The sequence below is a fragment of the Streptomyces sp. MUM 203J genome (genome assembly GCF_022414595.1).
Lineage (GTDB): Bacteria > Actinomycetota > Actinomycetes > Streptomycetales > Streptomycetaceae > Streptomyces.
Map to the genome: position 1 here is coordinate 23,589 of NZ_JADWYO010000024.1, position 22,267 is coordinate 45,855.

19 protein-coding genes are annotated in these 22,267 nt (G+C 73.4%); 5 read left to right on the forward strand and 14 right to left on the reverse strand.

From position 1 onward, the window contains the following. Positions 1-2,700, forward strand: a complete 2,700-nt coding sequence (ppdK, locus tag I3F58_RS14770) for a pyruvate, phosphate dikinase (RefSeq protein ID WP_240109020.1) — start codon at positions 1-3, stop codon at positions 2,698-2,700. Positions 2,701-2,930: 230 nt separating this feature from the next. Continuing rightward, a complete protein-coding gene (locus I3F58_RS14775) occupies positions 2,931-4,148 on the forward strand; it encodes a globin domain-containing protein (RefSeq protein WP_240109021.1) in 1,218 nt (405 codons plus the stop codon). Positions 4,149-4,200: 52 nt separating this feature from the next. Here I3F58_RS14775 and I3F58_RS14780 read toward each other — a convergent pair whose 3' ends face one another. Beyond that, on the reverse strand, positions 4,201-5,583 hold the full coding sequence (locus I3F58_RS14780; protein WP_240109022.1) for a cytochrome P450: 1,383 nt from the start codon (positions 5,581-5,583) through the stop codon (positions 4,201-4,203). A gap of 804 nt (positions 5,584-6,387) precedes the next feature. Between I3F58_RS14780 and I3F58_RS14785 the strand changes: the two genes are divergently transcribed. Beyond that, positions 6,388-6,675, forward strand: a complete 288-nt coding sequence (locus tag I3F58_RS14785; RefSeq protein ID WP_240109023.1) for a metal-sensitive transcriptional regulator — start codon at positions 6,388-6,390, stop codon at positions 6,673-6,675. Between the two features lie 75 nt (positions 6,676-6,750). Here I3F58_RS14785 and I3F58_RS14790 read toward each other — a convergent pair whose 3' ends face one another. The 12 genes from I3F58_RS14790 to I3F58_RS14850 form a co-directional block, all read right to left on the reverse strand. Next, positions 6,751-7,509, reverse strand: a complete 759-nt coding sequence (locus I3F58_RS14790) for a sulfite exporter TauE/SafE family protein (protein ID WP_240109024.1) — start codon at positions 7,507-7,509, stop codon at positions 6,751-6,753. Then, complete coding sequence (locus I3F58_RS14800; RefSeq protein ID WP_374207974.1) at positions 7,506-9,206, reverse strand: rhodanese-like domain-containing protein; 1,701 nt, start codon at positions 9,204-9,206, stop codon at positions 7,506-7,508. Before I3F58_RS14800 ends, I3F58_RS14790 begins: the two co-directional genes overlap by 4 nt. A 242-nt stretch (positions 9,207-9,448) precedes the next feature. Then, the gene (locus tag I3F58_RS14805; protein WP_240109025.1) at positions 9,449-10,801 is read right to left on the reverse strand and encodes a cytochrome P450; all 1,353 of its coding nucleotides are present in this window, start codon (positions 10,799-10,801) and stop codon (positions 9,449-9,451) included. Positions 10,802-10,816: 15 nt separating this feature from the next. Beyond that, on the reverse strand, positions 10,817-11,923 hold the full coding sequence (locus tag I3F58_RS14810; RefSeq protein ID WP_240109027.1) for a selina-4(15),7(11)-diene synthase: 1,107 nt from the start codon (positions 11,921-11,923) through the stop codon (positions 10,817-10,819). 209 nt (positions 11,924-12,132) lie between these two features. Beyond that, positions 12,133-13,569: a cytochrome P450 gene (locus tag I3F58_RS14815; RefSeq protein WP_240109028.1), complete on the reverse strand. Its 1,437-nt coding sequence runs from the start codon at positions 13,567-13,569 to the stop codon at positions 12,133-12,135. Then, positions 13,566-14,219: an ATP/GTP-binding protein gene (locus tag I3F58_RS14820; protein ID WP_240109030.1), complete on the reverse strand. Its 654-nt coding sequence runs from the start codon at positions 14,217-14,219 to the stop codon at positions 13,566-13,568. The genes I3F58_RS14815 and I3F58_RS14820 overlap by 4 nt, the downstream gene beginning before the upstream one ends. Then, on the reverse strand, positions 14,200-14,562 hold the full coding sequence (locus I3F58_RS14825; RefSeq protein ID WP_240109032.1) for a DUF742 domain-containing protein: 363 nt from the start codon (positions 14,560-14,562) through the stop codon (positions 14,200-14,202). Before I3F58_RS14825 ends, I3F58_RS14820 begins: the two co-directional genes overlap by 20 nt. After that, positions 14,559-14,969: a roadblock/LC7 domain-containing protein gene (locus tag I3F58_RS14830; RefSeq protein WP_240109034.1), complete on the reverse strand. Its 411-nt coding sequence runs from the start codon at positions 14,967-14,969 to the stop codon at positions 14,559-14,561. The genes I3F58_RS14825 and I3F58_RS14830 overlap by 4 nt, the downstream gene beginning before the upstream one ends. Further along, the gene (locus I3F58_RS14835; protein WP_240109036.1) at positions 14,966-16,519 is read right to left on the reverse strand and encodes a sensor histidine kinase KdpD; all 1,554 of its coding nucleotides are present in this window, start codon (positions 16,517-16,519) and stop codon (positions 14,966-14,968) included. Before I3F58_RS14835 ends, I3F58_RS14830 begins: the two co-directional genes overlap by 4 nt. 918 nt (positions 16,520-17,437) lie before the next feature. After that, complete coding sequence (locus I3F58_RS14840; RefSeq protein ID WP_240109038.1) at positions 17,438-17,998, reverse strand: hypothetical protein; 561 nt, start codon at positions 17,996-17,998, stop codon at positions 17,438-17,440. A gap of 39 nt (positions 17,999-18,037) precedes the next feature. Beyond that, positions 18,038-18,835 carry a class I SAM-dependent methyltransferase gene (locus I3F58_RS14845; RefSeq protein ID WP_240109039.1) on the reverse strand — a complete coding sequence of 266 codons (798 nt, stop codon included), beginning with the start codon at positions 18,833-18,835 and terminating at the stop codon, positions 18,038-18,040. Beyond that, positions 18,832-19,851 (reverse strand): saccharopine dehydrogenase, encoded by a 1,020-nt coding sequence (locus I3F58_RS14850; RefSeq protein ID WP_240109041.1) that lies wholly within the window; start codon positions 19,849-19,851, stop codon positions 18,832-18,834. The genes I3F58_RS14845 and I3F58_RS14850 overlap by 4 nt, the downstream gene beginning before the upstream one ends. Before the next feature lie 58 nt (positions 19,852-19,909). Here I3F58_RS14850 and I3F58_RS14855 point away from each other — a divergent pair, with 58 nt between their 5' ends. Both I3F58_RS14855 and I3F58_RS14860 read left to right on the forward strand, forming a co-directional pair. Next, positions 19,910-20,548 carry a TetR/AcrR family transcriptional regulator gene (locus I3F58_RS14855; RefSeq protein ID WP_240109043.1) on the forward strand — a complete coding sequence of 213 codons (639 nt, stop codon included), beginning with the start codon at positions 19,910-19,912 and terminating at the stop codon, positions 20,546-20,548. 257 nt (positions 20,549-20,805) lie between these two features. Further along, the gene (locus tag I3F58_RS14860) at positions 20,806-21,339 is read left to right on the forward strand and encodes a hypothetical protein (protein ID WP_240109045.1); all 534 of its coding nucleotides are present in this window, start codon (positions 20,806-20,808) and stop codon (positions 21,337-21,339) included. A gap of 88 nt (positions 21,340-21,427) precedes the next feature. Here I3F58_RS14860 and I3F58_RS14865 read toward each other — a convergent pair whose 3' ends face one another. After that, complete coding sequence (locus I3F58_RS14865; protein ID WP_240109047.1) at positions 21,428-21,814, reverse strand: rodlin; 387 nt, start codon at positions 21,812-21,814, stop codon at positions 21,428-21,430. Positions 21,815-22,267 lie beyond the last annotated feature (453 nt).

The following is a 22,267-nucleotide window of genomic DNA, read 5'->3' on the forward strand; positions in this document are numbered from 1 at the left end:
ATGGTCCGTTATGTGTACGACTTCTCCGAAGGCGGCCGGGAACAGTCCGGTCTGCTGGGCGGGAAGGGCGCCAACCTGGCCGAGATGGCGCGGATGGGCCTGCCCGTGCCGCCCGGGTTCACCGTGACGACGGAGGCCTGCCGGGTGTTCCTCGAAACGGGTGCGCCGCCGCCGGAGCTGGACGACGAGATCGCGGAGCACCTGGAGCGGCTGGAGCGGGCCTCGGGGCGGCGGCTCGGGCAGGTCGACGACCCGCTGCTGCTGTCGGTCCGGTCGGGGGCGCGGTTCTCGATGCCGGGGATGATGGAGACGATCCTCGACATCGGGCTGAACGACTACGCGGTGATGGGGCTGGCGAAGGTCCCGGAGCGGGAGCGTTTCGCCTGGGATTCGTACCGCCGCCTCGTGCAGATGTTCGGCACGACGGTGATGGGAGTGGACGGCGCGCTGTTCGAGGGGGTGCTGCGCCGCATCGAGCGTCAGCACCATGCGGCGGACGACGCGCATCTGGACGCCGTGGACCTGATCCGGACGGTGGAGACGTTCAAGGACCTCGTCCGGGAGCGGACCGGCGAGGACTTCCCGCAGGACCCGCACGAGCAGCTGAGGCGGGCGGTGCTGGCGGTGTTCGGGTCGTGGAACGCGGAGCGGGCGCGGCTCTACCGGCGCCGTGAGCACATCCCGGACGACCTCGGCACGGCGGTGAACATCCAGACCATGGTGTTCGGGAACCTGGGCTCCGACTCCGGCAGCGGGGTCGCGTTCACCCGGGACCCGGCGACCGGGCGGCCCGGGGTGTACGGGGACTATCTGCCGAACGCCCAGGGCGAGGACGTGGTGTCGGGGACACGGGACGCGGTGCCGCTGGAGGATCTGCGAAGGCTGGACCCGGAGTCGTACGAGGAGCTGTGCGGCCATCTGCGGCGGCTGGAGGAGCACTACCGGGACCTGTGCGACATCGAGTTCACCATCGAGCGGGGCCGTCTGTGGATGCTTCAGACGCGGGTCGGGAAACGGACCGCGCAGGCGGCGTTCGGCATCGCGGGGCAGCTTGTCGACGAGGGACTGATCAGTCTGGACGAGGCGCTGGCGCGCGTGGGCGGGGAGGGCCTCGCGCGGCTGATGTTCCCCCGGTTCGACACCTCGGGCGCGGGTGAGCCGCTGGCGCGCGGGGTGCCGGCCTCGCCGGGCGCGGCCGTGGGGGCGGCGGTGTTCGACTCGGCGGAGGCGGTCCGGCGGGCGGCGGCAGGCGAACGGGTGGTGCTGGTACGGCCGGAGACGACACCGGACGACCTTCCGGGCATGGTGGCGGCGCAGGCGGTGCTGACCAGCCGGGGCGGCAAGACCAGTCACGCGGCGGTGGTGGCCCGGGGCATGGGCAGGGTCTGCGTGTGCGGGGCGGACGCGCTGTCCGTGGACGTGCAGGGGCGGCGGTTCACGGTGGGGGACGTGACGGTCGCAGAGGGCGAGACGCTGTCCGTCGACGGGTCGGAGGGGCTTGTCTTCCCGGGTGCGGTGCCGCTGGTCGACTCGGTGGTGATGCGGTACTTCGAGAACGGCGGACGGCGGCCGGGCCCGGACGACGAGCAGGTCGTACGGGATGTGCACCGGCTCATGGAACGGGCGGACGCGCTGCGGCGGCTGGAGGTGCGGGCCAACGCGGACACGCCGGAGGACGCCGAGCGGGCGCGGCGGTTCGGGGCGCGGGGCATCGGGCTGTGCCGCACGGAGCACATGTTCCTCGGGGAACGGCGGCGGTACGTGGAGGCGATGATCCTCGCCGGGGGCGCGGAGGAGCGGGAGGCGGCGCTGGCCGAGCTGCTGCCGCTCCAGCGGGCGGACTTCACCGGCATCCTGGCGGCGATGGACGGGCTGCCGGTGACGATCCGTCTGCTGGACCCGCCGCTGCACGAGTTCCTCCCGGACCACACGGAGCTGGCGGTGCGGGTGGCGCGGGCGGAGGCGTCCGGGCGGGCCCCGGACCCCCGGGACGGGGAGCTGCTGGCGGCGGTGGAACGGATGCGCGAGCAGAACCCGATGCTGGGGCTGCGCGGGGTGCGGCTGGGTCTCGTGGTGCCGGGGCTGGTGGCGATGCAGGTACGGGCGGTGGCGGAGGCGGTCGTGGAGCGCGTCCGGGCCGGGGGCGATCCGCGGGCGCAGATCATGGTGCCGCTGGTGGGGGCGGTGACGGAGCTTCACCTGGTGCGGGAGGAGGTGGAGCGGGTGCTGGCACGGGTCTCGGAGGAGACGGGAGTGCGGGTGGAGTGCCCGGTGGGCACGATGATCGAGCTGCCGAGGGCGGCGCTCACGGCGGGACGGATCGCACGGGACGCGGACTTCTTCTCCTTCGGCACGAACGATCTGACGCAGACGACCTGGGGTTTCTCGCGGGACGACGTGGAGGCGGAGTTCTTCCCCGCCTATCTGGAGCGGGGTGTGTTCGACGTGTCGCCGTTCGAGACGCTGGACCGGGAGGGTGTGGGGCGGCTGGTGGAGCTGGCTGTGTCGGAGGGACGCGAGGTGCGTCCGGAGCTTGAGGTCGGGGTGTGCGGGGAGCACGGGGGCGACCCGGAGTCGGTGCGCTTCTTCCACTCGGTGGACCTGGACTACGTGTCGTGTTCTCCGTTCCGGGTGCCGGTGGCCCGGCTGGAGGCGGGGCGGGCGACACTGAGCGGCGCGGAGGCCACGGACACCCGCTGAGCGCGACCGGGGGCGCGAACGGGCCGGCTGTGCGCCTGGGAACGCTGTTCGGCCGGGCCGCGGGCCCCGGGCCGGGCGGGGGATAACGGGTCGATGGTCCTCGCTCCAGGGACCTTCGGCCCTCCTTGCCCCTGAAGAGCAGGGACCGGAGCCGTAGGGCTGCTAGACAGAGCAATGCCTGCGTTTCCGCGGCGATCAGGAACCCCCCGCCTTGGCTTCTTAGGAGTCCCATGCTTTCCGCCGAATCAGCCTCCGTCATCCGGGCCACCCTCCCCGCCGTGGGCGGCGCCCTGGACGAGATCACCACCCGCTTCTACGGCGCGATGTTCGAGGAGCACCCCGAGCTGCTGGACGGGATGTTCAACCGGGGCAACCAGGTCAGCGGCGACCAGCGGAAGGCGCTGGCCGGGTCGATCGCCGCGTTCGCCGGGGCACTGCTGGCGGACCCGGAGGCCCGCCCGGACCGGCTGCTGTCCCGGATCGCCCACAAGCACGTCGCCGTGGGGGTCACCGACGACCAGTACACGATCGTGCACAGGTTCCTGTTCGGCGCGATCGTCGAGGTGCTGGGCGAGGCGGTGACGCCGGAGGTCGCCGCCGCGTGGGACGAGGTCTACTGGCTGATGGCCGGTGCGCTGATCGCCCAGGAGGCCGGGCTCTACCTGGAGGCCCAGGTGAAGCCGGGGCACCCGTGGCGGGACTGGACCGTGGCGGAGCGCCGGGAGGAGACGGCCGACACGGTGTCGTTCCTGCTGCGCCCGGCCGACGGTAAGGCCGCGCCGGCCGCGCGTGCGGGGCAGTACGTGAGTGTGAAGGTGCGGATGCCGGACGGCGTGCACCAGCTGCGGCAGTACAGCCTGTCGTCGGCGCCGGACAAGGACCTGCGCCGGATCACCGTCAAGCGGGTCACGGGCGAGGCGGGGGCGCCGGACGGCGAGGTGTCGAACCTGCTGCACGCGACCGTACGTGAGGGTGACACGCTGACCCTGTCCGCTCCGTTCGGGGACGTGGTGCTGGACGACACGGACCAGCCGCTGGTGCTGGTCTCCGCCGGGATCGGCTGCACCCCGCTGGTGGGGATGCTGGAGCACCTCGCGGCCACCGGCTCGGCCCGGCCGGTCACGGTGCTGCACGCGGACCGGTCGCCCGCCGAGCACGCGCTGCGCGGCGACACCACCCGACTGGTGGACGAACTGGCCGACGCCCGGGGTGAGTTCTGGTATGAGAAGGGCGCCGAGGGGGTGCCCGGGGCGCGTCCGGGGCTGATGGACCTGACGGATGTGGACGACGTGGCCCTCCCGTCGGACGCGGCCGTGTACCTGTGCGGTCCGCTGCCCTTCATGCGCGCGGCGCGGGAGCAGCTGCTGAAGGCGGGCGTCCCGGCACGGTCCATCCGGTACGAGGTGTTCGGCCCCGACCTGTGGCTGGCGGACGCCGCCGACGCCTGACGGAACGCGCCGTCGCGGCGGGGCCGGGCGGTTCCCGGCCCTGCGGCGGGCGTCACGAGGCGGACGGCACGGGCCTCAGCCGGCAGCGGACGGGCCCCTCGGCGCGCAGGGTGATCCCGGCGGAGACGGGGACGTCGAGGTCCACGGCCTCCAGCTCGTAGCGTTGAAGGATCACGGCGAGGGCCAGGACGGACTCCAGCATCGAGAAGTGCTGGCCGATGCAGGCACGCGGACCGCCGCCGAAGGGGAACCAGGCGTAGCGAGGCCGCTCCTTCTCCCGTTCGGGGGTGAAGCGGTCGGGGTCGAAGCGCTGCGGGTCGTCCCAGTAGCGGGTGTGACGGTGTGTCACCCAGGGGGCGACGATCACATCGGCGCCCGCCGGGATGACGCCGCCGGAGACCTCCGCGGCGGCAACCGCGCGGCGGCCGATGACCGGGGCGGCGGGGAACAGCCGCATGGCCTCCTTGAGGACCCGTGTCAGATACGGCAGCGCGTCCAGGTCGGCCGCCACCGGGGTACGCCCGCCCAGGACCCGTGCGGCCTCGTCGCGGGCGCGCCGCTGCTCGTCGGGATGACGGGCCAGCAGGTGCAGGGCGAAGGCGAGCGAGGTGGCGGTGGTCTCGTGGCCCGCCAGCAGGAAGATCAGCACCTGGTCTCGGATCTCGCCCGCGTCCAGGGCACTGTCCCCGTCGCTGACGGTCCGCGCGAGCAGACCGAGCAGATCCTCGCCGGCCGGGGCGGCGCCGTCGGAGCCGCCGCCGCGGCGCCTGCCGATGATGCCGTCGCACTCGGCGTACAGCTCCGCCATCGCCGCGGCGGCGCGGCGGTTGGCGGGGGTGGGCCAGTGACGCGGGGCACTGGCGGGCGAGAAGGCGCGGCGCAGCACGTACTCCCCGATGACCGGGAAGCAGCGCTCGACGACGCCCACGGCCGACTCGACGTCGGTGCCGAACAGGATGCGGGCGACGGTCCGCAGGGCGAGGCGCATCATGTCGGCGGAGACGTCGACGACACCGCCGGGCACGTCCGGCCAGCCCTGAAGGGTGGCGTCGGTCTCGGCGGTGATCGCCTGGGCGTAGCCGTCCACCCGGCGCCGGGTGAACAGGGGCTGCACCAGCCGCCGTTGCCGCAGGTAGGCCTCGTCCTGGCTGGTGAGCAGGCCGTTTCCGAAGGAATCGCGGACCTCCTGGTAGAAGGCGTTGTCCTTGCGGAAGTTGGCCGAGTCGGTGGCCAGGACCTGCTGGGCGCCCTCGGCGGAGAACACCCCGTACAGCTCGGTCCGCAGGCCGGGCGGGCCCGCGGTGATGCGGACGAGGTCGCCGTGTTCGCGATGAGCGCCGAGGAAGGTGCCGAGGGGGTCCCGCTTCAGGTCGAGCATGGAGCCGACGAGCGGCAGTCCTGCGGGGCCGGTGATCTGTGGGACGGTGGTCGTCATGGGTCTCCCTGGAGCCGGTCCAGGCGGCCCTGGACGGCCCTGTCGCGGCGGACCGTGCGCTGGACCGATTCTGCACCGGAAGGACCGCCGCCCGTGCGGTCATCGCGAGACCCGTCCGGTTCGGGGGGTGCTTCAACCGGATTCGCCCCGGTCCGGGTGGCCGGAAAGAGTCACCGCGGGGCGGGGGCGGTTGCGGGGCCGACGGGGCGGGGGCGGTTGCGGGAGAGCCCGGCCAGGACGGCGACCATGCCGCAGGTGTCGGCGAGCGCGGAGAGGACCAGCCCGCCGCTAGGGCGGCGGAGAGCGGACGGAAGACCGGGTACGGCAGGCCCGGGGGGACCGGGCCGAGGAGCACGGGGAACGCCGCGTTGAAACGGGCCTGACGCTCCATGGAGCGCGGCGGCAGCGTGCGGCCGGTGCTGGCCACGGCCCCCGGTGGTCCGGCCGCCGGTGCAGCAGGCGAGGGCGGCGATGCCCCCGCAGCCGGCCGGTACGCGGCAGGCGTTCGCGGAGCGGGCCCGGAGGCGCGGACCGGGACGTCACGGTGCTCGGCGGCCTGCCGGCCGTCCGGCGGGGCCCGGCCCAACCGGTCGAGGGGGATGCCGGGGGCGCCCGGCAGGTGTCCGGCGGCGAAGTCGGCGGGGGTGCGCTCACCGTGCACGGTGAGCCCGGGCGGCCGGGTACCGACCCGGGCGCAGCAGGCGGTGGTGCACGAGGGTGACATCCTTGGTCGTCGACGGGGCCCCGAAAGCAGGAGTAGATTACCCCTAGGGGTATATCGGGGCAGGGCGTGAGGAGTGTGCCGTGGAACTGGATCTCGCGGGGGCCGAGCTGAAGTCGGTGCTCAACCGGCTGCGCAGGGCGCAGGGCCAGATCTCCGGTGTGATCCGGATGATCGAGGAGGGCCGCGACTGCGAGGAGGTCGTGACCCAGCTGGCCGCCGCCTCGCGGGCGCTGGACCGCGCAGGGTTCGCGATCATCGCGACGGGCCTCCAGCAGTGCCTGACGGACGGCGGCGCGGACGGTGAGGGGAACGGGGACCTCCAGCAGACGCGTACCCGCCTGGAGAAGCTGTTCCTGTCGCTGGCCTGACCGCTCCCGACCACTCCTGCCCGTCCGGTGGTGCCCCCGCTCGTCGATCCCGGGGGAGTTCCGGCCGGGTGCCGCTCAAGCGCGGAAGACGAACAGCGTGTCGGCCGCCATCAGTGCCGCCACGGCCAGCAGAACGGCGCCGAAGACACGGCGCAGCGCGGACGGCTCGACCCGCGCGGCGAGCCGCCGGCCGTCCCACGCCGCCAGGATGGCCGCACCCGTGAACGGTGCGACCACCGACCAGTCCAGGGCCGTCGCCGTACCGGCCCGGGCGACGAGGGCCGTCAGGGCGTTGACGGTGATCACCAGCAGGCTCGTGCCGACCGCCGCGCGCATCCGCAGCCCCACCACGCCCACCAGCGCGGGCACGGCCAGGAAGCCCCCGCCGACGCCCAGGAACCCGGTGACGCCACCGAGTGCCGCCCCGGCCGCCGTCGCCCGTACGGGCCGTACCGGAAGCTCCGCGCCCTCGGCCGGCGCCCCGCGCAGCATCCGCAGCGCCGCCAGGACCGCGACGGCGGCGAACGCGGCCGTCAGCACCCGTCGCGGTACACCGTCCGCCAGGACGCCGGCCAGCGCGGCCGGTCCCGCCCCGGCGGCGGCGAAGAGCGCCCCGGCCCTCCAGCGCACCCACCCGTCCCGCGCGTGCCCGTACAGGGCGGTGGCGGAGGTGACGGTGACGATGACCAGGCTCGCGGTGGCGGCGTCGGACGGCGCGAAGCCGAGCAGGTAGATCAGCGCGGGCACGGCGAGGACGCCGCCGCCCCCGCCGAGCGCGCCGAGGGCCAGGCCGACGACGGCCCCGGCCGCCAGGGCGAGGACCAGTGCGCTCACGCGATCGAGCCGTGCTTGCCGTGCGCGTCGACGACGGGGAGGCCCGCGCGGACCCAGGCGTGCAGCCCGCCGTCGACGTCCACGACCGGGTGCTCCCCGCGCCGGGCGAGGAGCAGCGCCGCGTCCTGGGACCGGCGCCCGGTCCGGCAGATGACCACGAGGGGGCGGCCCCGCGCGTCCTCCGGGAGCGGGGCGTGGTCGACGAGCGCGGACAGCGGGACGTGCACGGACCCGGGCGCGTGCCCGGCCTGCCACTCCCCCGCCTCCCGCACGTCGAGGAGTACGGCCGCGGCGCCGGCGTGCGCGGTCCGGCGGTGGGCCTGTTCGGCGCTGACCCGGCCGGGCACGGCCCCTCGCACGGTCGCCGGGTCGAAGGTGTCGTCGACGGCGACGACCTCCCGCCCCTCCGCGTCGAGCAGGGACGCGGCGATGGCGGCGCGCATGCCCCCGGCGCAGTGCACCCACACGACACCGTCGGGCACCTCACGGGTACGGCGGCGCAGCTCGTGCAGCGGGATGTGGACGGAGCCCTCGAGGTGCGCGGCGGCGCGTTCGGCGCGGCGCCGGACGTCCAGGACGACAACCCCGGGGTCGGCGTCCCGGGCGGCGGCGAGGTCCTCGAAGGTGGCGCGGCGGAAGGACCGGGGCCGCTCGCCGTCGCGAAGCCAGGCGGCGGGCTCTCCGGTGGCCGCGGCGGCGGGGCGGTCGATGCCGACGCGGGCCAGTTCGCGCTGGGCGGCGGCGAGCTGCTCGGCGGACTCGGCGAGGAGGGTGACCGGTCTGCCCCAGGGGACGAGCCAGGCCAGGTACGTGGCGAGCTGGCCGCCCGCCTCGAAGTTGTACGCCCCGGCGACGTGCCCCTGTGCGAAGGCGACACGGCTGCGCAGGTCGACCACCCACTCCCCCGCCGCGAGCCGGGCGGCGATCTCGTCGGCGTCGGCCCGGGCGGGCGGGGTGAGGTCGACGGGTGCGGGACCGGCGGCGTTGGCGGGGCCCATGTGGGCGTAGTAGGCCGGGATGTCGTCGAGGGAGGCGAGAAGGTCCGCGACGAAGGTGTCGGCGTCCTTGGCGAAGGCCTCGTTGGCGGCCTTCTCGCCGCCGATGGTGGAGGTCCCTGCGCCGTCGACGTTGGTGACGGAGCAGAAGCTGCCGAAGCCGTGGGTGGGCAGGACGGCCGTGTCGTCCGGGAGTTCGTCGGCGAGCCGGTGCGCGGAGGCGTACTGGGCGTGGGCGAGCTGCTCGGTGAGCCGGGGTTCGACGAGGTCGGGGCGGCCGACGGTGCCGATGAGGAGCGAACCGCCGGTGAACGCGGCAGCCGGGGTGCCTCCGTCCTCCAGGACGTAGGCGGTGTGGTGCGGGGTGTGGCCGGGGGTGGCGAGGGCACGCAGCTCCAGATGCCCGTCGACGGGGTGGCGGTCGCCGTCGCGGACGGGGGTGTGCGGGAAGGAGACGTGCGCGTCGGCGGGGACGAGGTAGTCGGCGCCGGTGACGCGGGCGAGTTCGGGACCGCCGGTGACGTAGTCGTTGTGGACGTGGGTCTCCACGACGAGAGCGATCCGCACGCCGCGCGCCGCGGCTGCGGCCAGGACGCGGTCGATGTCGCGGGGCGGGTCGACTGCGACGGCCCGGCGGCCGCCTCCGGCGAGGTAGCCGCGATTGCCGAGTCCTCGCGTCTCGATGGTGTCGACGAAGAACACGAGAGCACTCCTTCCGGTCGTGCCCGGGGACGCAAGTGTACCCCCGGGGGTATATGGGGAACCCTATCACGGGTACCCCCGGGGGTATCTTCGGAGCCGTGCGAGTCCCGGCACAAGAGCGCGAACGAGCCGCCCCGCCCCGGCGGCCGGCGCATCGGGCCCGGCAGCGCGGGACCACCGACGGCCCGGCGGCACCCTCGTGGGGCGCGGCCGGGCCGTCGGATGCGTCCGCCGTGGCGGGGTCAGCGGGTGCGGGGTTCCACGATCATGGGCACCCGGTCGGGATGGGCCACCGCGGAGGCCACCTCCCTGGGCGTGTGACCGGGCACGGGCCGCAGGCGCCACTTGGCCAGGATGGTCGCCAGGGCGATGGTCGCCTCCGTCCACACGAACGCGTCCCCGATGCACTTGCGGTTGCCGGCGCCGAACGGGATGTACGACTGGCGCGCGATCGCCTCCCGGCGCTCCGGCAGCCACCGGTCCGGGTCGAAACGGTCCGGGTCCGGGTAGAGAGCCGGGTCCCTGTGCATCGCGTACAGACTGAACGCCACCTCGGTGCCCTCCGGGAAGCGGTGGCCGCCCAGCTCGACCGGGGCGGTGGCCCGGCGCATCAGCATCGTGACGCCGTGCAGCCGGATCACCTCGTCGAGCACCCGCCGCACCGCGACCAGCCGGGGCACGTCCTCGACGGCCACCGGCCGGTCCCCGACGACCTCGTGGATCTCGTCCACCAGCTGCCGTTCCACCTCCGGGTGGCGTGCCAGTTCGTGGAAGGTCCAGGCGAGGGTCGACGCCGTGGTCTCGGCGCCCGCGAAGAGGATGGTGCTCAGCTCGTCCCGCACCTCCGTGTCGGTGAGGGCCTCGCCGGTCTCCGCGTCGCGGGCGGCGAGCAGCACCGACAACAGGTCGTTGTGCCCGGTGGCCCCGGACCGCCGGGTGGTGGCGACCACCTCGTCGATGACCCGGCGCAGCCGGGCCGCCGCCGCGTCGAAGTCCCGGTTGGCCCGGACGGGGAGCCGGTCGAGGAACTTCGGGGACGCGGCCCGGATCAGCATGTTCTTCAGGACGACCGGCAGGTTCTCGCGCACCGCTTCCACGGCGGGCAGCCCGATGTCGGTGGAGAACAGGCTCTTGGCGAGGGTCTCGACGGCGTATCCGGCCATGGCCTGCTCCATCTCGACCTCCTGGCCGGGGGTCCAGGAGTCGGCCAGCGCCTGTGCGTTGTCGCTCATCACGGAGGCGTACAGCTGGATGCGCTGCGGGTGGAACAGGGGCTGGATCAGCCTGCGGTGCCTGCGGTGCTCCTCGCCGCCGGCGGTCGCGAGGCCGTTGCCGGCGAGGGGACGCAGCCGGTCGAAGAGCCGCCCCTTCTCGAAGCTGCGGGCCTGACGCACCGTCACCTCATGGACCAGTTCGGAGGACGTCACGACGTACACCGGCATGGTGCCGAGGCTGATCCGGACGATGTCGCCGCTTTCCCGCAGCGCCTTGAGGAAGCCGAGCGGATCACGCCACAGTTTCCAGGCGTGCCCGAGGAGCGGCACGGCCCCGGGGGCCCGGGGCACCGATTCCGGACCGATGGTCGCCACTGACACGAAGAATCCTTTGCTCTAGCTGTGCATGGTCCGGCGCGCCGCCGTACGACCGGCGCCGACGGTCTCCGGCAGCAGGTCCCACCACCAGCGGATGACGGGGATGTCCAGCGGTTCGCCGCTGTCGTCCATGGGGGTGTCGCGGAAGTACGAGGGCATGTCCGCCGGATCATCCGGAGTCGTGTACCTGACAGACGAGATGCCCCAGTCCTCGGCGCCCCGGATGAAGTGGCCGATGCTGCGCAGGTACTGGCGAAGCTGCGGGCTCCCGTCCCGCGCGAGCCGCTCGGTCAGCCGCACGTAGAGGCTCATGGCCCGGTCGCGCTGGGAGATGGCGGTCGTCAGCGCCTGCTCGGGGGTCAGGCCTTCCCGTTCCTCCATCACCCGCAGGGCGTTGAGGTAGTAGCCGGTGGACGTCTTCTCCTTCTTCTCCTTGTGATAGGAGAAGATGTCGTTGTCCCAGGTGATGATGAAGGACATGATCTCGGTGACCGCGCGCACGGCCTTGTTGTCCCGCTCGTGGAGCTGGAGCTCGTACCCGTGGCCGATCTCCAGCAGCGGCAGGACGACCGTGGTGGCGCCGTCGTACAGCCTCATCAGCGTGTAGTCGTCGAGGTCCGGCACGGTCCCCGAGCGGCGGTACGAGGACTCCCACACCACCGCGAAGAAGTACTCGCGCAGGGTGTCCACCCAGCGCTGCGCCTGCCCCGGCGTGCCGTACCGGTCGACCCGCAGGCGCAGGTCGCGCAGACCGGCCGCCAGCGGGTCGTCGAGCTTGACGGGCGCCTCGGGGTTGTGCGCCACCCTCAGCAGCCGGTGCAGTTCCGCCGCCAGCTCCCCGGGCCTGCGGCCCAGTTCGCCCTCCTCGCAGTGACCGTCGTCGACGCCGAACAGCCAGAGGACGAAGTCCGCGAGGAGCCCCACGACCTCCTCGCGGCCCTCCGGCAGGATGCGTGCGGCGAACGTCCCCATCTCCTGGGCGACCAGCCGGGCCCGGAGCTCCTCGGAGCCTATGCGGAACGCCTCCGCCCAGGCCGCCGTCTGGACGTCGGCCTCCGCGTGGCACGGGTGGATCGCGGGCGCTATGGGTGAGTAGATCGGTGGCACCTTCAGACCGGACCCCACGACGGCCTCCTTCTCGTCGCTGCCGCGACGGCTCGCCTGGCGCAAAATCTGTCAAGCATGAGTCAACTCAAGCCACTTGCGCCACAGAAATGATCAACATGGCGCATAGTAGCCACCTGTTCACCCGGTTCCAACAGGCCAACCGGTACATTTGAGAAAGGACTTCGGTCGACTGGGAGCGTAACTCCCTTCCACCGGAACGTCTTTCCTCAGCGGCCGGACCCGAACAGCGCGCTCCACCACGACCGGCGCACCGCCCCGTCCCCCGGCATCCCGGCGCCGTCCGGTGACGCCACCGGCGAAGGCTCGGGCCACGGGTCCGGGGACGTGGACGCGAAGTCCTCGGGCACGGGCGTCACGACGGGCCGGGGAACCGCGGCGGGCGGGGTGAACAGCACCGGCAGCTCGTCCAGACGCTTCGACAGCCACGCCGCCGACCAGCGCAGTTCCTCGTCGGCCACAGCGAGCCGCAGATCCGGCAGCCGTGCCATCAGCGTGTCGATACCGGTGTCCGCGATGGCGCGGCCGATGTCCTGGCCCGGGCACTCGTGCGGTCCGCTGCTGAAGGCCAGGTGGGCCCGGTTGCCGAGCAGCGGGCGGCTGAGGTCCGGACGGATCTCCGGGTCGACGTTGCCCGCGGCGAGCCCCAGGAGCAGCATGTCGCCCTCCCTGATCCGGCGCCCGCCCAGGTCCGTGTCACCCGTCGCCCAGCGGCCGGTGATGGCCGACAGCGGGGGCTCGTCCCACAGCACCTGCTCCAGCGCGTCCGGCAGCGTCATGTGGCCGCCCGCCAGGTTGGCACGGAACCGGCGGTCGGTGAGCACCAGGCGCAGGGTGTTGGCGATGAGGTTGACGGTCGTCTCGTTGGCGGCGACCAGCACCAGGCGCAGGTGCTCCATCACCTCCTCGTCGTCCAGCCCCGCCCCGTGGGCCATCAGACGGCTCGCGAAGTCGTGTCCGGGCCTCTCCCGCTTGCGGGCGACCAGCGTACGGAGCGTCTCCACCACGACGTCGTTGCTGGCGAGGGCCGTCTCACTGCCCTTCATCATGTCCAGCGCCGCGTCGACCAGCCTCGGACCGTAGCTCTCCGGCATACCGAACAGCTGGGTCATCACCAGCATCGGCAGCTGCTCCGCGAAGTCCCGGATCAGATCCGCCCGGCCGCCCGCCTCGAACGCGTCGACGAGCTGGTTGGTGTAGCGGATGACATAGCGCCGGATACCGCGGCGGTCGAAAGCGTCCAGGCCGTCCCGCACAGCGGACCGGAGCCGCTCGTGCTCGGCGCCGTCGGCGAACACGCACAGCGGCTGCCACTCGACCATCGGCCGCAGCGGGGAGTTCCCGGGCACCCGGTGCTCGCGGAACATCCGCCACAGCCGGGAGTCGTTGGAGAACCGCGACGGCGAGCGCATCACCTCCAGGTTCTCCCGGTGGCCCAGCACCAGCCAGGCGGGGAGGTCGCCGTGCAGCAGGACCGGGGCGACCGGGCCGTGCTCGGCGCGCAGCACCTCGTACAGCGCCCTCGGATCGGCCTCCGCCTCGGGGCCGTACAGCCGGCGCAGCACGGCGCCGCCCATGCCGTGGGCGGGGCAGCCGGGAGGCGGGGCGAGGCCGGCGGCGGGGGCAGCGGACTCGGCGGGGGTCATGACGCCTCCTGGGTCGTGGCGAGGGTCTGGAGGTAACGCATCAGCGTCATCAGGATGTCCCGGCTGGACGCCCGGTCGCGGGCGTCGCACGGCACGATCGGCACCGTCGGCGGCAGGTCGAGCGCGGCCCGCAGCTCCTCGACGCCGTGGCCCGGCGCGTCCGGGAAGCTGTTGACGGCGACCACGAAGGGCACACCGCGCTCCTCCAGGCGGCCGAGCACATCGAAGCTGACCTCCAGGCGGCGGGTGTCGACCAGGACGACGGCGCCCAGGGCACCCTCGAACAGGCCGCGCCAGAGGAACCAGAAGCGCTCCTGTCCGGGGGTGCCGAACAGATAGAGCACCAGCTCCTCGTTGATGCTGATCCGGCCGAAGTCCATGGCGACCGTCGTCGACGTCTTGCCGTCGACGCCCGAGATGTCGTCGACCCCGACCCCGGCCTGGGTCATGGTCTCCTCGGTGGTGAGCGGGCGGATCTCACTCACGGAGCCGACGAAGGTGGTCTTGCCGACGCCGAACCCGCCCACGATCACCACCTTCACCGCGGTGGTCGCCGTCTCGGGCAGGACGTCCTCGCTGCGCGGCCCCCGTACCGCGACGGCGTCGGCGCCCTGCGGCCCGTCGGGCTGCTCAGAGCTTCTGAAGTCCATGGATCACTGCCTCAATCAACGCGGGGTCGGGGAGTCGGGCGGGAGGGACGGGGGGCCGCGCCATGATCCGGTTCTCGGCGAGGAGATCGCCGAGCAGGACCGTGACGACACTGACCGGGAGACTGAGATACGCGGAGATCTCGGCCACGGACAGCGGTGACTGGCAGAGCCGTACGATCGACGCGTGCTCGGGCTGCATCCCGGGTTTCGCACCGGCCTTCGCCACGATCAGGGTGACGAGGTCGAGATCGACGGGCGCGGATCCGCCACTGCGGCCCCCCGTGATCACGTACAGCCGCTCGGGACTGGATTCCTCCCAGTCCCCGCCGCCCGCGTCGCTCACCTGGCGTCCGTCCCGTCCTGTCGGGGCGGGCTGCTCAGGTGCTCCCCGATCCGCAGGACGAGGTCCCGCATCCGTTGTCCCATCAGCCCGGCGTCGACGCCCTCGCCCGCGAGGACGGCGAGGTAGGCGCCCTGCCCGGCTGCCATGAGGTAGAAGAAGCCGCCGTCCATCTCGATCACGACGAGCCGCATCCGCCCATCGCTGTGCGGCAGTTCGGTGGCGACGGCTCCGGCAAGGGACTGCAGTCCGGCGCAGGCGGCGGCGAGCCGGTCGGCTGTGTCGTGGTCCGCGCCGTGCTGCGCCATACGCAGGCCGTCGGCGGAGAGCACGACGACGTGCCGGGTCTGCGGCACCCCTTCCGCGAGGTCCTTGAGCATCCAGTCCATATTGGCCTGCTGCTTGATCATTGCTGCGAGTTCCCCTTGCTGCTTGCGTCGGTGGGCTCCCCGGACAGGCCGCTCTGGAAGGCGGCCAGCCACATTCCGGGCTGCACCTGCGGTTGCTGCCCCTGGTCGGGGGCCGTGGCGGCGTGCGTCGGTGACGCCTCGCCGGTGGATGCGGCCGGTGCGCCCCCGTCGGCCGGCGCGGTTCCCGTGTACGGCGACGGCCCGGCGGCCGGGGCGGCTCCCGCGGCCTGCGGCGGGGTGGCGAGCTGCTGCCTGCGGCGGCGCTGCGGCAACCCGTTGGCGGTCCGCTCGACGATGGCCGGCACCTCGGGCTCCGGGGACACCGGGCCGGTGGCCGGACGCTGCACGGTGTCCGGGCCGGGTACGGGCGGGGCGGCCGGGACAGTGGTGCGGGGCACCGATGTGGCGCCGATGCCGTGGGCGAGGCCGGAGGCCCCGGCGACGGTGGTGATCAGTTCCTGGGGCACGATGACGACGGCGCGCACGCCGCCGTACGCGGAGGAGCGCAGGCTGACCTGGAAGCCGTACGCCTGTGCCAGCCGCCCGACGACGGCGAGGCCGAGCCGCGGGGTCTCCCCCAGATCGTTGACGTCGATGCCCTGCTGGGCCTGGCGCAGCATGCGCTCGGCGCGCCTGCGGGCCTCCTCGCTCATGGAGACGCCGCCGTCCTCGATCTCGACCGCGATGCCCGACTGCACGTCCACAGCGGTGAGGTGGACCCTCGTCTGCGGCGGCGAGTAGCGGGTGGCGTTGTCGAGCAGTTCCGCCAGGGTGTGGATGAGCGGCTCGACGGCGGGACCGGTGACGGCGACCTCGGTGACCGAGTGCAGTTCGACGCGCTGGTAGTCGATGATGCGCGACATGGCGCCGCGCAGCACGCTGTACAGGGGAACGGCCCTGCTCCACTGACGGCCGGGGCGGGCGCCGCCGAGCACGGCGATGGAGTCCGCGAGGCGGCCGATCAGTGCGGTGCCGTGGTCGATGCGCAGCAGGTCGCCGAACACGTCGGGCCGGTTGCCGTGCCGGTCCTCCATGGCCCGCAGCTCGGTGGCCTGCTGGTGGACGATGGCCTGAACCCGTCGGGCGATGTTCACGAAGGCGCGCTGCGCGGACTCGCGCAGGTCCTCCTCGGCGGTGACGGCGTCGACGACCACCCGGACCACGGCCTGGTGTTCCTCGGGGGCCTTCAGGGGGGCGAGGACGTCCTCCGGGAACGCCCCCCTCCGCAGCTGTTCGACGGCGTCCGGCAGCAGGGTCCCGGCCAGGTGCGCGGTCTCGGCGTTCCGGCGCGCCAGGGCGGTGTCCCGCGAGGCGCAGGTCCGCCGCAGTTCAGCCAGCATGCGCCCTCTGCGGGCGATCTCGGTGCCCAGCGCCACCAGGGTGAGCGCACAGACGGCCCCGAGGGCCCCGACGAGGCCGCGTGCGGAGACGGGCACCACGGCCACCAGCACTCCGGAAGCGGCAGCGATCACAGCGGCGGGCAGCAGCCACACGAAAGATGCCGCGGACCGCGGGCTTCCACTTCCGGGCGACGATTCCTCACGGACCATCAGCACCCTCAAACCCATCGACGAAGAAAGATCATGTGTACGACGGGCGTTGAGCATAGCCCTTCCGGGTGAGGGACTTTGACACTGGGTCATGGGATGGCCCGATGTTTGCGCAAGGTTCCGCTTTCAGTCGGTGAGACGCGGGAGAAACGTCTTCAGCCCGTCGACGACGCGGGGGGCGTGGAGGCCGATTCGGCACAGTGCGCCACGCGTTGGGCGTCGTGCGCCATATCTCCACTGACGACACGCCGAGTTGGGACCGCGCCAGAGGCGGGTGCCCCGGGCGGCCAGGGGAACTCGGCCGAGAGAGGGACGCCGGTCCGGGATGCGGGTCAGGCCGAGCCGCCGGGCGTCGGAGAGGACGGGTCCTTCGCGGTCGACGGAGGCACTGCGCACGACCGCCTCGCCCCCGGCACCGATGACCTGACCTGCGAGAACGGCATCCCGGGCAGCGATGAGGCAGCAGCCCGGCACGAACGGGCGGCGGCGCGCGACGGCTCCTGCGCGGCGGTGGGCGGTCCGGCGCGGCCGGTGCGCGGTTCACCGTGCACGGCGGGGCCGGGCCGACAGGGGGCGGCCCGCCGGGAACGGCGCTGCGGACGGCGCTGCTGCCCGTGGGCACCAGCGAAGGGAGCGGTGCGGGGAGTTCGGCGGACACAGACCCGGCGCCACCGGGAACGGCCGGATCAGGTCCACCGGGACCGGCGGCGGCCGTGGCCGGGGCCGGCGTGGAGCCGCCGTCCGGACGCTTCCGCTTGCACACGGACCGTCGCTCCGCGTGAGCAAACACGGGTGTCGGCGAGAACCGCGTTCCCGGTCGCAGACGCCACGGCCGCCCTTCTCCCGCGGGAACCGGAGCGAAGCGCGAGCACCGCGGCCGGGGTTCAGCCGAACCAGACCACCAGGCGGACGTTCTCGTCAGCACTCGGCCGCAAGCGCGCGCATCGACGCCCCCACGGGAGCCCGACGCCCGTCGGGTGGCACGAACATCCGGGGTGTGACGACCACTGGACGGTACACCGCCCCGTTCAGGTGGACCTCTCCGCCCGGCCGTTCGCGCGGGAACAGATCCCCGCCGAAGAGCCTCTCGGCCTCCCCCAGCACCTCGGCCGGCGCCCAGACCACATCGTCCAGGACCAGTTCACCGCCCGGCCCCGGCCGCCACTCGCCCAGATGATTCGCGTCGGGACCGTCGCAGAGCGGCGCGTCCCAGTCGACGGCCGCGATCTCGGCCCAGGGCGCGTACGAGTGGCTGTGGTTCAGCTCGCCCAGCTCCTTCGGCACCTCGTCGCAGGCGTCCTCCGGCCACGCTCGCTGGTCGAACAGCGGGCGCTCCAGCGCGAGGACCCCGCCGTAGCCGAACAGGCACTCACGGGCGTCCCATGCCTTCCCCAGACCGAAGTCGTGCAGATCGGCCTCCATCTTCCGGGCCCGGCCCGCCGTACGCGTCTCGATCAAGCCGTCGATGTACGTCCCCATGGGCGCCGATGACAGGTCGGCGCCCCCACCGCGCCGGGGTCAGCCGTGGACGCGCCCCGTGCCGAGCAGGTACGGGACGTCCATGGCGAGCGTGCCGTCGGCTGCCGTGTTGTGCGCGGTGAACAGGGCCGCCAGGTCGGCGCGGGCGGCCTGCCAGCGGCCGGCGGCCTCCAGCGCCGCGCGGTGGACCCGCAACGGGCCGGGCTTGTCCTCGAAGACGGCGACGGCGTGGGCGACGGACGGGTAGGTGACGCGGACGTGCACCACACGCGAGTGGAGGGAGACCGGAAGCGGCGCGAACCAGGCGCGCAGCCGGTCCGGTTCGCCCCACCGGGTGGGCGGCGGGGCGGCGGGCGGCCGGTCGAGATGGCGGGTGACGACGGGGGCGACCCGGCCCAGGACTCCGTCAGGTGTCCAGGAGGCGACGGCGAGGAGGCCGCCGGGGCGGCACACCCGGGCGAGTTCGGCGGCGGTGCGGGGCGGGTCGGGGGCGAACATGACGCCGAAGGTGGACAGGGCGAGGTCGAAGGACCCGTCGGGGAACGGCAGCGCCCGGGCGTCGCCCACGACGAACCGGGTGCGGTGGTCGAGACCCGCTCGACGGGCCCGCGCTCGGGCGGTCCGCAGCAGGCCGGACTCCAGGTCCAGGGCGGTGACCCGGGCGCCCGCCCGGGCGGCGGCGAGGGCCGCTGGGCCGGAGCCGGTGCCGACGTCCAGGACTCGCGGGGCGCCTTCGGCCGCCAGGCCGCCGAGGGCGTGGGCGGCCACGTCGTCGGCGGCGTTCGCCCAGGCGTCACCGGCGGCGGTGTAGTCGCCGCCGCTCCAGGAGGCGTTCACCGCCGCGGCCCCCCGTCGGCGGGCTCGTCCGCGAGCGGGCCGTGCGCCGTGACACCGTCGGCGGCCAGCGCCTCGGGGATGCCGGCCAGGGCGGGCAGCTCCTCGATGTGGTGGACGCCCGGCGGCAGCGCGCCGGTGAGCACCGCGCGCGTGGTGTGGGCCGCCACCAGGGCGGTGACCCGGCTCTGGGCGCGGCCGGTCAGGGCGTACGCGGCATGCCGGTCGCCTCGCCGGGCGTCGGCCCGTACCGCGAAGTCCTCGCCGCCGATGTGGACGCGCCGGAACGCACCGGTCATCAGGTCCCGCATCCGGGGATGCCGGGCCAGGCGGCGGATCGCGAACACCACGGAGGTGAGCGCCGTCGAGTCGAGGCACATGCGCGTGGTGACCTCCGGGACGCCGAGCGTGCCGCGCAGGGTGTGCTGATCGGAGAAGGGGAAGGGGCGGGCGGTGCGGGTCCCGTGACCGGGGATCGGCACGCGGGCCGCGCGGGCGGTGCCGGCCGGCCGGGCAAGCCCCTCGACGGTCCAGCGGACGGCGTCCTCGCCGTGCCGTTCGCCGGAGCCGAGCAGGACGGTGAGGTCGATCCGGTCAGCGCCGCCGACGGCCTTGTCCGCCCGCGCCGCCAGCAGGTTGGTGAGCCCCGGGGCGACGCCGACGCTGAGCACTGCGGTGGCGCCCGCCTCCGCCGCGCTTCCGTGCAGGGCGGCGACGCCGTCGAGGAGGTGCGGGGTGGCGCCGATGTCGACCAGGTGGATGCCGCGGGTGAGACAGAGCCGGGCGATCCGGGTGTCCGGAGGCTCCACGCAGAGCACGACGGCGGTCACGTCGCCCAGGTCGTCGAGAGTCCGCCCGAAGGCGTCCGGGTCCGTCACGTCGACACGCACGCCCCTGCTGCGGCCGGCGGCGAGGACCCTGCCGGGGAACCATTCGTCCAGCGTGGCGGTGACGGTGGCGCCCACGGCTCCGTGGCCGCCGACGACGAGGGCGCGTCCGCCCGAGTTCACTGTAGTCATACTCTAGTGAAATACACTGTAGTGTCACTACAGTCAAAATCTCCGGGAGGAACCCGCCATGACCGCCGCCCCGCCGTCACGCGCCGAGAAGGCGCGGCGCACCAGGAAGCGCATGCTCGACTCCGCCGCCCGGCTCTTCACGGAGCGAGGCTGGGCGGGAACGACCGTGGAGCACATCGCACGCGCGGCCGAAGTGGGCGTCCAGACGGTGTACTTCACCTTCGGCAACAAGCGCGCCCTGCTGAAGGAACTGCTGGACACCGCGGTCGCGGGCGACTCCGACCCGGTCGCGACACTCGACCGCGCCTGGGCCCGCGAGGTCCTGGACGCTCCGGACCCGGCAGCACAGCTCGCCCTCCAGGCGGCGGGCGCCCGGCGGGTCCTGGAGCGCGCGGCGCCGGTCCTGGAGGTCGTCCGCGGAGCGGCGGCCTCCGACCCGGAGCTGGCCGACCTGTGGCGGACCAACCGGGCGCAGCGGCACACCGTCCAACTGTGTTTCGCGAAGGCCCTGGCGGACAAGGCGGGCCGGGCGGGGACGGGGCTGCGGGACGGACACGACGCCGCCTCGGCGGCCGATGTCGCGACGGCGCTGCTGGGCCCGGAGACATATGGCCTGCTGGTCGGGGACCGGGGGTGGACTCCGCGGCGCTGGGAGGGCTGGGCGGCCGACGCGCTGGTGCGGCAGCTGCTGCCGTGACGGGGCGGGGAGGGGCGAGGCAGCGGGACGGACGGAAGGAGCGGAAGGCGCCGAAACGAGCGGAACGCGTGTCGCGCACGATACGAAGTCGACCGCATTCGACCCGCTTTGACGTACTGATGTACGGCGGTTGACGCAAAGGGAGACTTCCGTTGACGACGCTCGCGGAGCTGGTCCATTCTCGACTGACCGCGGCGGCGCCGTCCGTTTCCACCCGTTTCGCGCCGCCTGCCATTCCGCCCGGAAGGAAGACCTCCGTGGACCGTCGCCGCTCGTGCTTAGCGACCGAAGGTGGACCGGACGACGCCGGGCTGTCCTTCGCCCAGATCCTGGACCGCATCGCGGGGATGCCTCATGTGCACTTCACCGGCAATCCCAAGGACACACTGGAGCTGGACGGGCAGGCGTACGGCGCCTCCTGGAGACGCATGACGTGGGAGGCGCTGCTGGCGCTACGGGACTTCGCGGACGCGGCGGTCGGCGGCCGGACGCACTGCGACTTCCGCACCTGGTGCGAGCACGCGCCGTACGGCGCGCACACCATCTCGCCGCGGAAGGTGGTGCGGGGCGAGTCCAAGACGGTGCGGGCGAACCCCTGCTGGCGGCGGCAGCGCACGTTCCCCGTGCCGGAGTACGTCCATCCCAGCCGACGGGTGTTCATGGGCGCCCATCTGCGGATCGGCGGCGGCAACACGATCGCGCCCCGGCTGCACTACTTCGACGGGGCGTGCACACGCCACGGGGTGTTCATCGGCTACATCGGTCCGCATCTCACCAACACCCTGACCTGACACGCCCGCGGGCCGGCCGGACGATCCGGCCGGCCCGCGGGCGGGGTGACGCGACGCCACGAGAGCGGCGAGCGGGAGCCGCCGCGCGTCAGCGGCTGGAGAGGGAGAGGTTCTCCGAGGCCACGCTCTCCACCAGGTGCGACAGCGCGCTGTCTCCCTTGACCGCGGTGGAGTTCTCCACGCACTGCTGGTCCTGGGTGTCGTTCACCAGGTCCTGGACACCGACGTTGACGAGCAGGATGTTCTGGACGTCGGCGGCGACCGGGACTCCCGCGCAGAGCTTGTTCAGCGACCCCTGGACCAGGCTCATCTGGGGGCTCGCGTAACCACCCGTCACGGTGTTGCCATGCGCCTGCTCGGAGAAGTTGCCGTTCTGCGTGTCCACATTGTGGTCGCCGGTGGCGAACGCCATCGGAGCACAGGCGCCGATCGCGGCGGCGGCGATACCGGCGGAGGCAACAACCTTCTTGATCATGAGTCTTCCTTCTCGTCGGGAGACCCGGTGGCCGGGTCCACCTGCTAACCGCCGGACCCCGTGAGCGTCACGGCCCGACGAGATGCGGGCGGACACATTCACCCGTGTGCCGCACCCGGGGCGGGCGGCACGCGCCCCGCGGGCCCCGGGGGGCCGGTTCCGGACAGGCGGGGCGACGGGGCGAACGGGAGTGATTGCCGCATAAGGGAGTGGCGCTTGGGCCCCGCACCCTCTCCGGCGGACCCACGGTCGGCGGGACATCGAGCGACGCCTGCGGCGCGGTGACGGCGCGCCGCGCCGCGGATCCGTACGGCAGGGGCGGACAAAGCCGGACCGCCGGTCCGTTCAACGCTGAACAGCCGGAACCGCACCAAGGCGTCGCACCCCCGACGAGATCTCTCCCATGACCGGCGGCGCACTCCGCCGTCACCTCCGGCCGGACACCTGACGGAC

Excerpts from the sequence above, each read along its gene's own strand:
- ppdK (WP_240109020.1), top strand. The coding sequence starts at position 1 with ATGGTCCGTTATGTGTACGACTTCTCCGAAGGCGGCCGGGAACAGTCC.
- I3F58_RS14775 (WP_240109021.1), top strand. The coding sequence starts at position 2,931 with ATGCTTTCCGCCGAATCAGCCTCCGTCATCCGGGCCACCCTCCCCGCC.
- I3F58_RS14780 (WP_240109022.1), bottom strand. The coding sequence starts at position 5,583 with ATGACGACCACCGTCCCACAGATCACCGGCCCCGCAGGACTGCCGCTC.
- I3F58_RS14815 (WP_240109028.1), bottom strand. The coding sequence starts at position 13,569 with ATGACCCCCGCCGAGTCCGCTGCCCCCGCCGCCGGCCTCGCCCCGCCT.
- I3F58_RS14820 (WP_240109030.1), bottom strand. The coding sequence starts at position 14,219 with ATGGACTTCAGAAGCTCTGAGCAGCCCGACGGGCCGCAGGGCGCCGAC.
- I3F58_RS14830 (WP_240109034.1), bottom strand. The coding sequence starts at position 14,969 with ATGATCAAGCAGCAGGCCAATATGGACTGGATGCTCAAGGACCTCGCG.
- I3F58_RS14835 (WP_240109036.1), bottom strand. The coding sequence starts at position 16,519 with ATGGTCCGTGAGGAATCGTCGCCCGGAAGTGGAAGCCCGCGGTCCGCG.
- I3F58_RS14840 (WP_240109038.1), bottom strand. The coding sequence starts at position 17,998 with ATGGGGACGTACATCGACGGCTTGATCGAGACGCGTACGGCGGGCCGG.
- I3F58_RS14850 (WP_240109041.1), bottom strand. The coding sequence starts at position 19,851 with ATGACTACAGTGAACTCGGGCGGACGCGCCCTCGTCGTCGGCGGCCAC.
- I3F58_RS14855 (WP_240109043.1), top strand. The coding sequence starts at position 19,910 with ATGACCGCCGCCCCGCCGTCACGCGCCGAGAAGGCGCGGCGCACCAGG.
- I3F58_RS14865 (WP_240109047.1), bottom strand. The coding sequence starts at position 21,814 with ATGATCAAGAAGGTTGTTGCCTCCGCCGGTATCGCCGCCGCCGCGATC.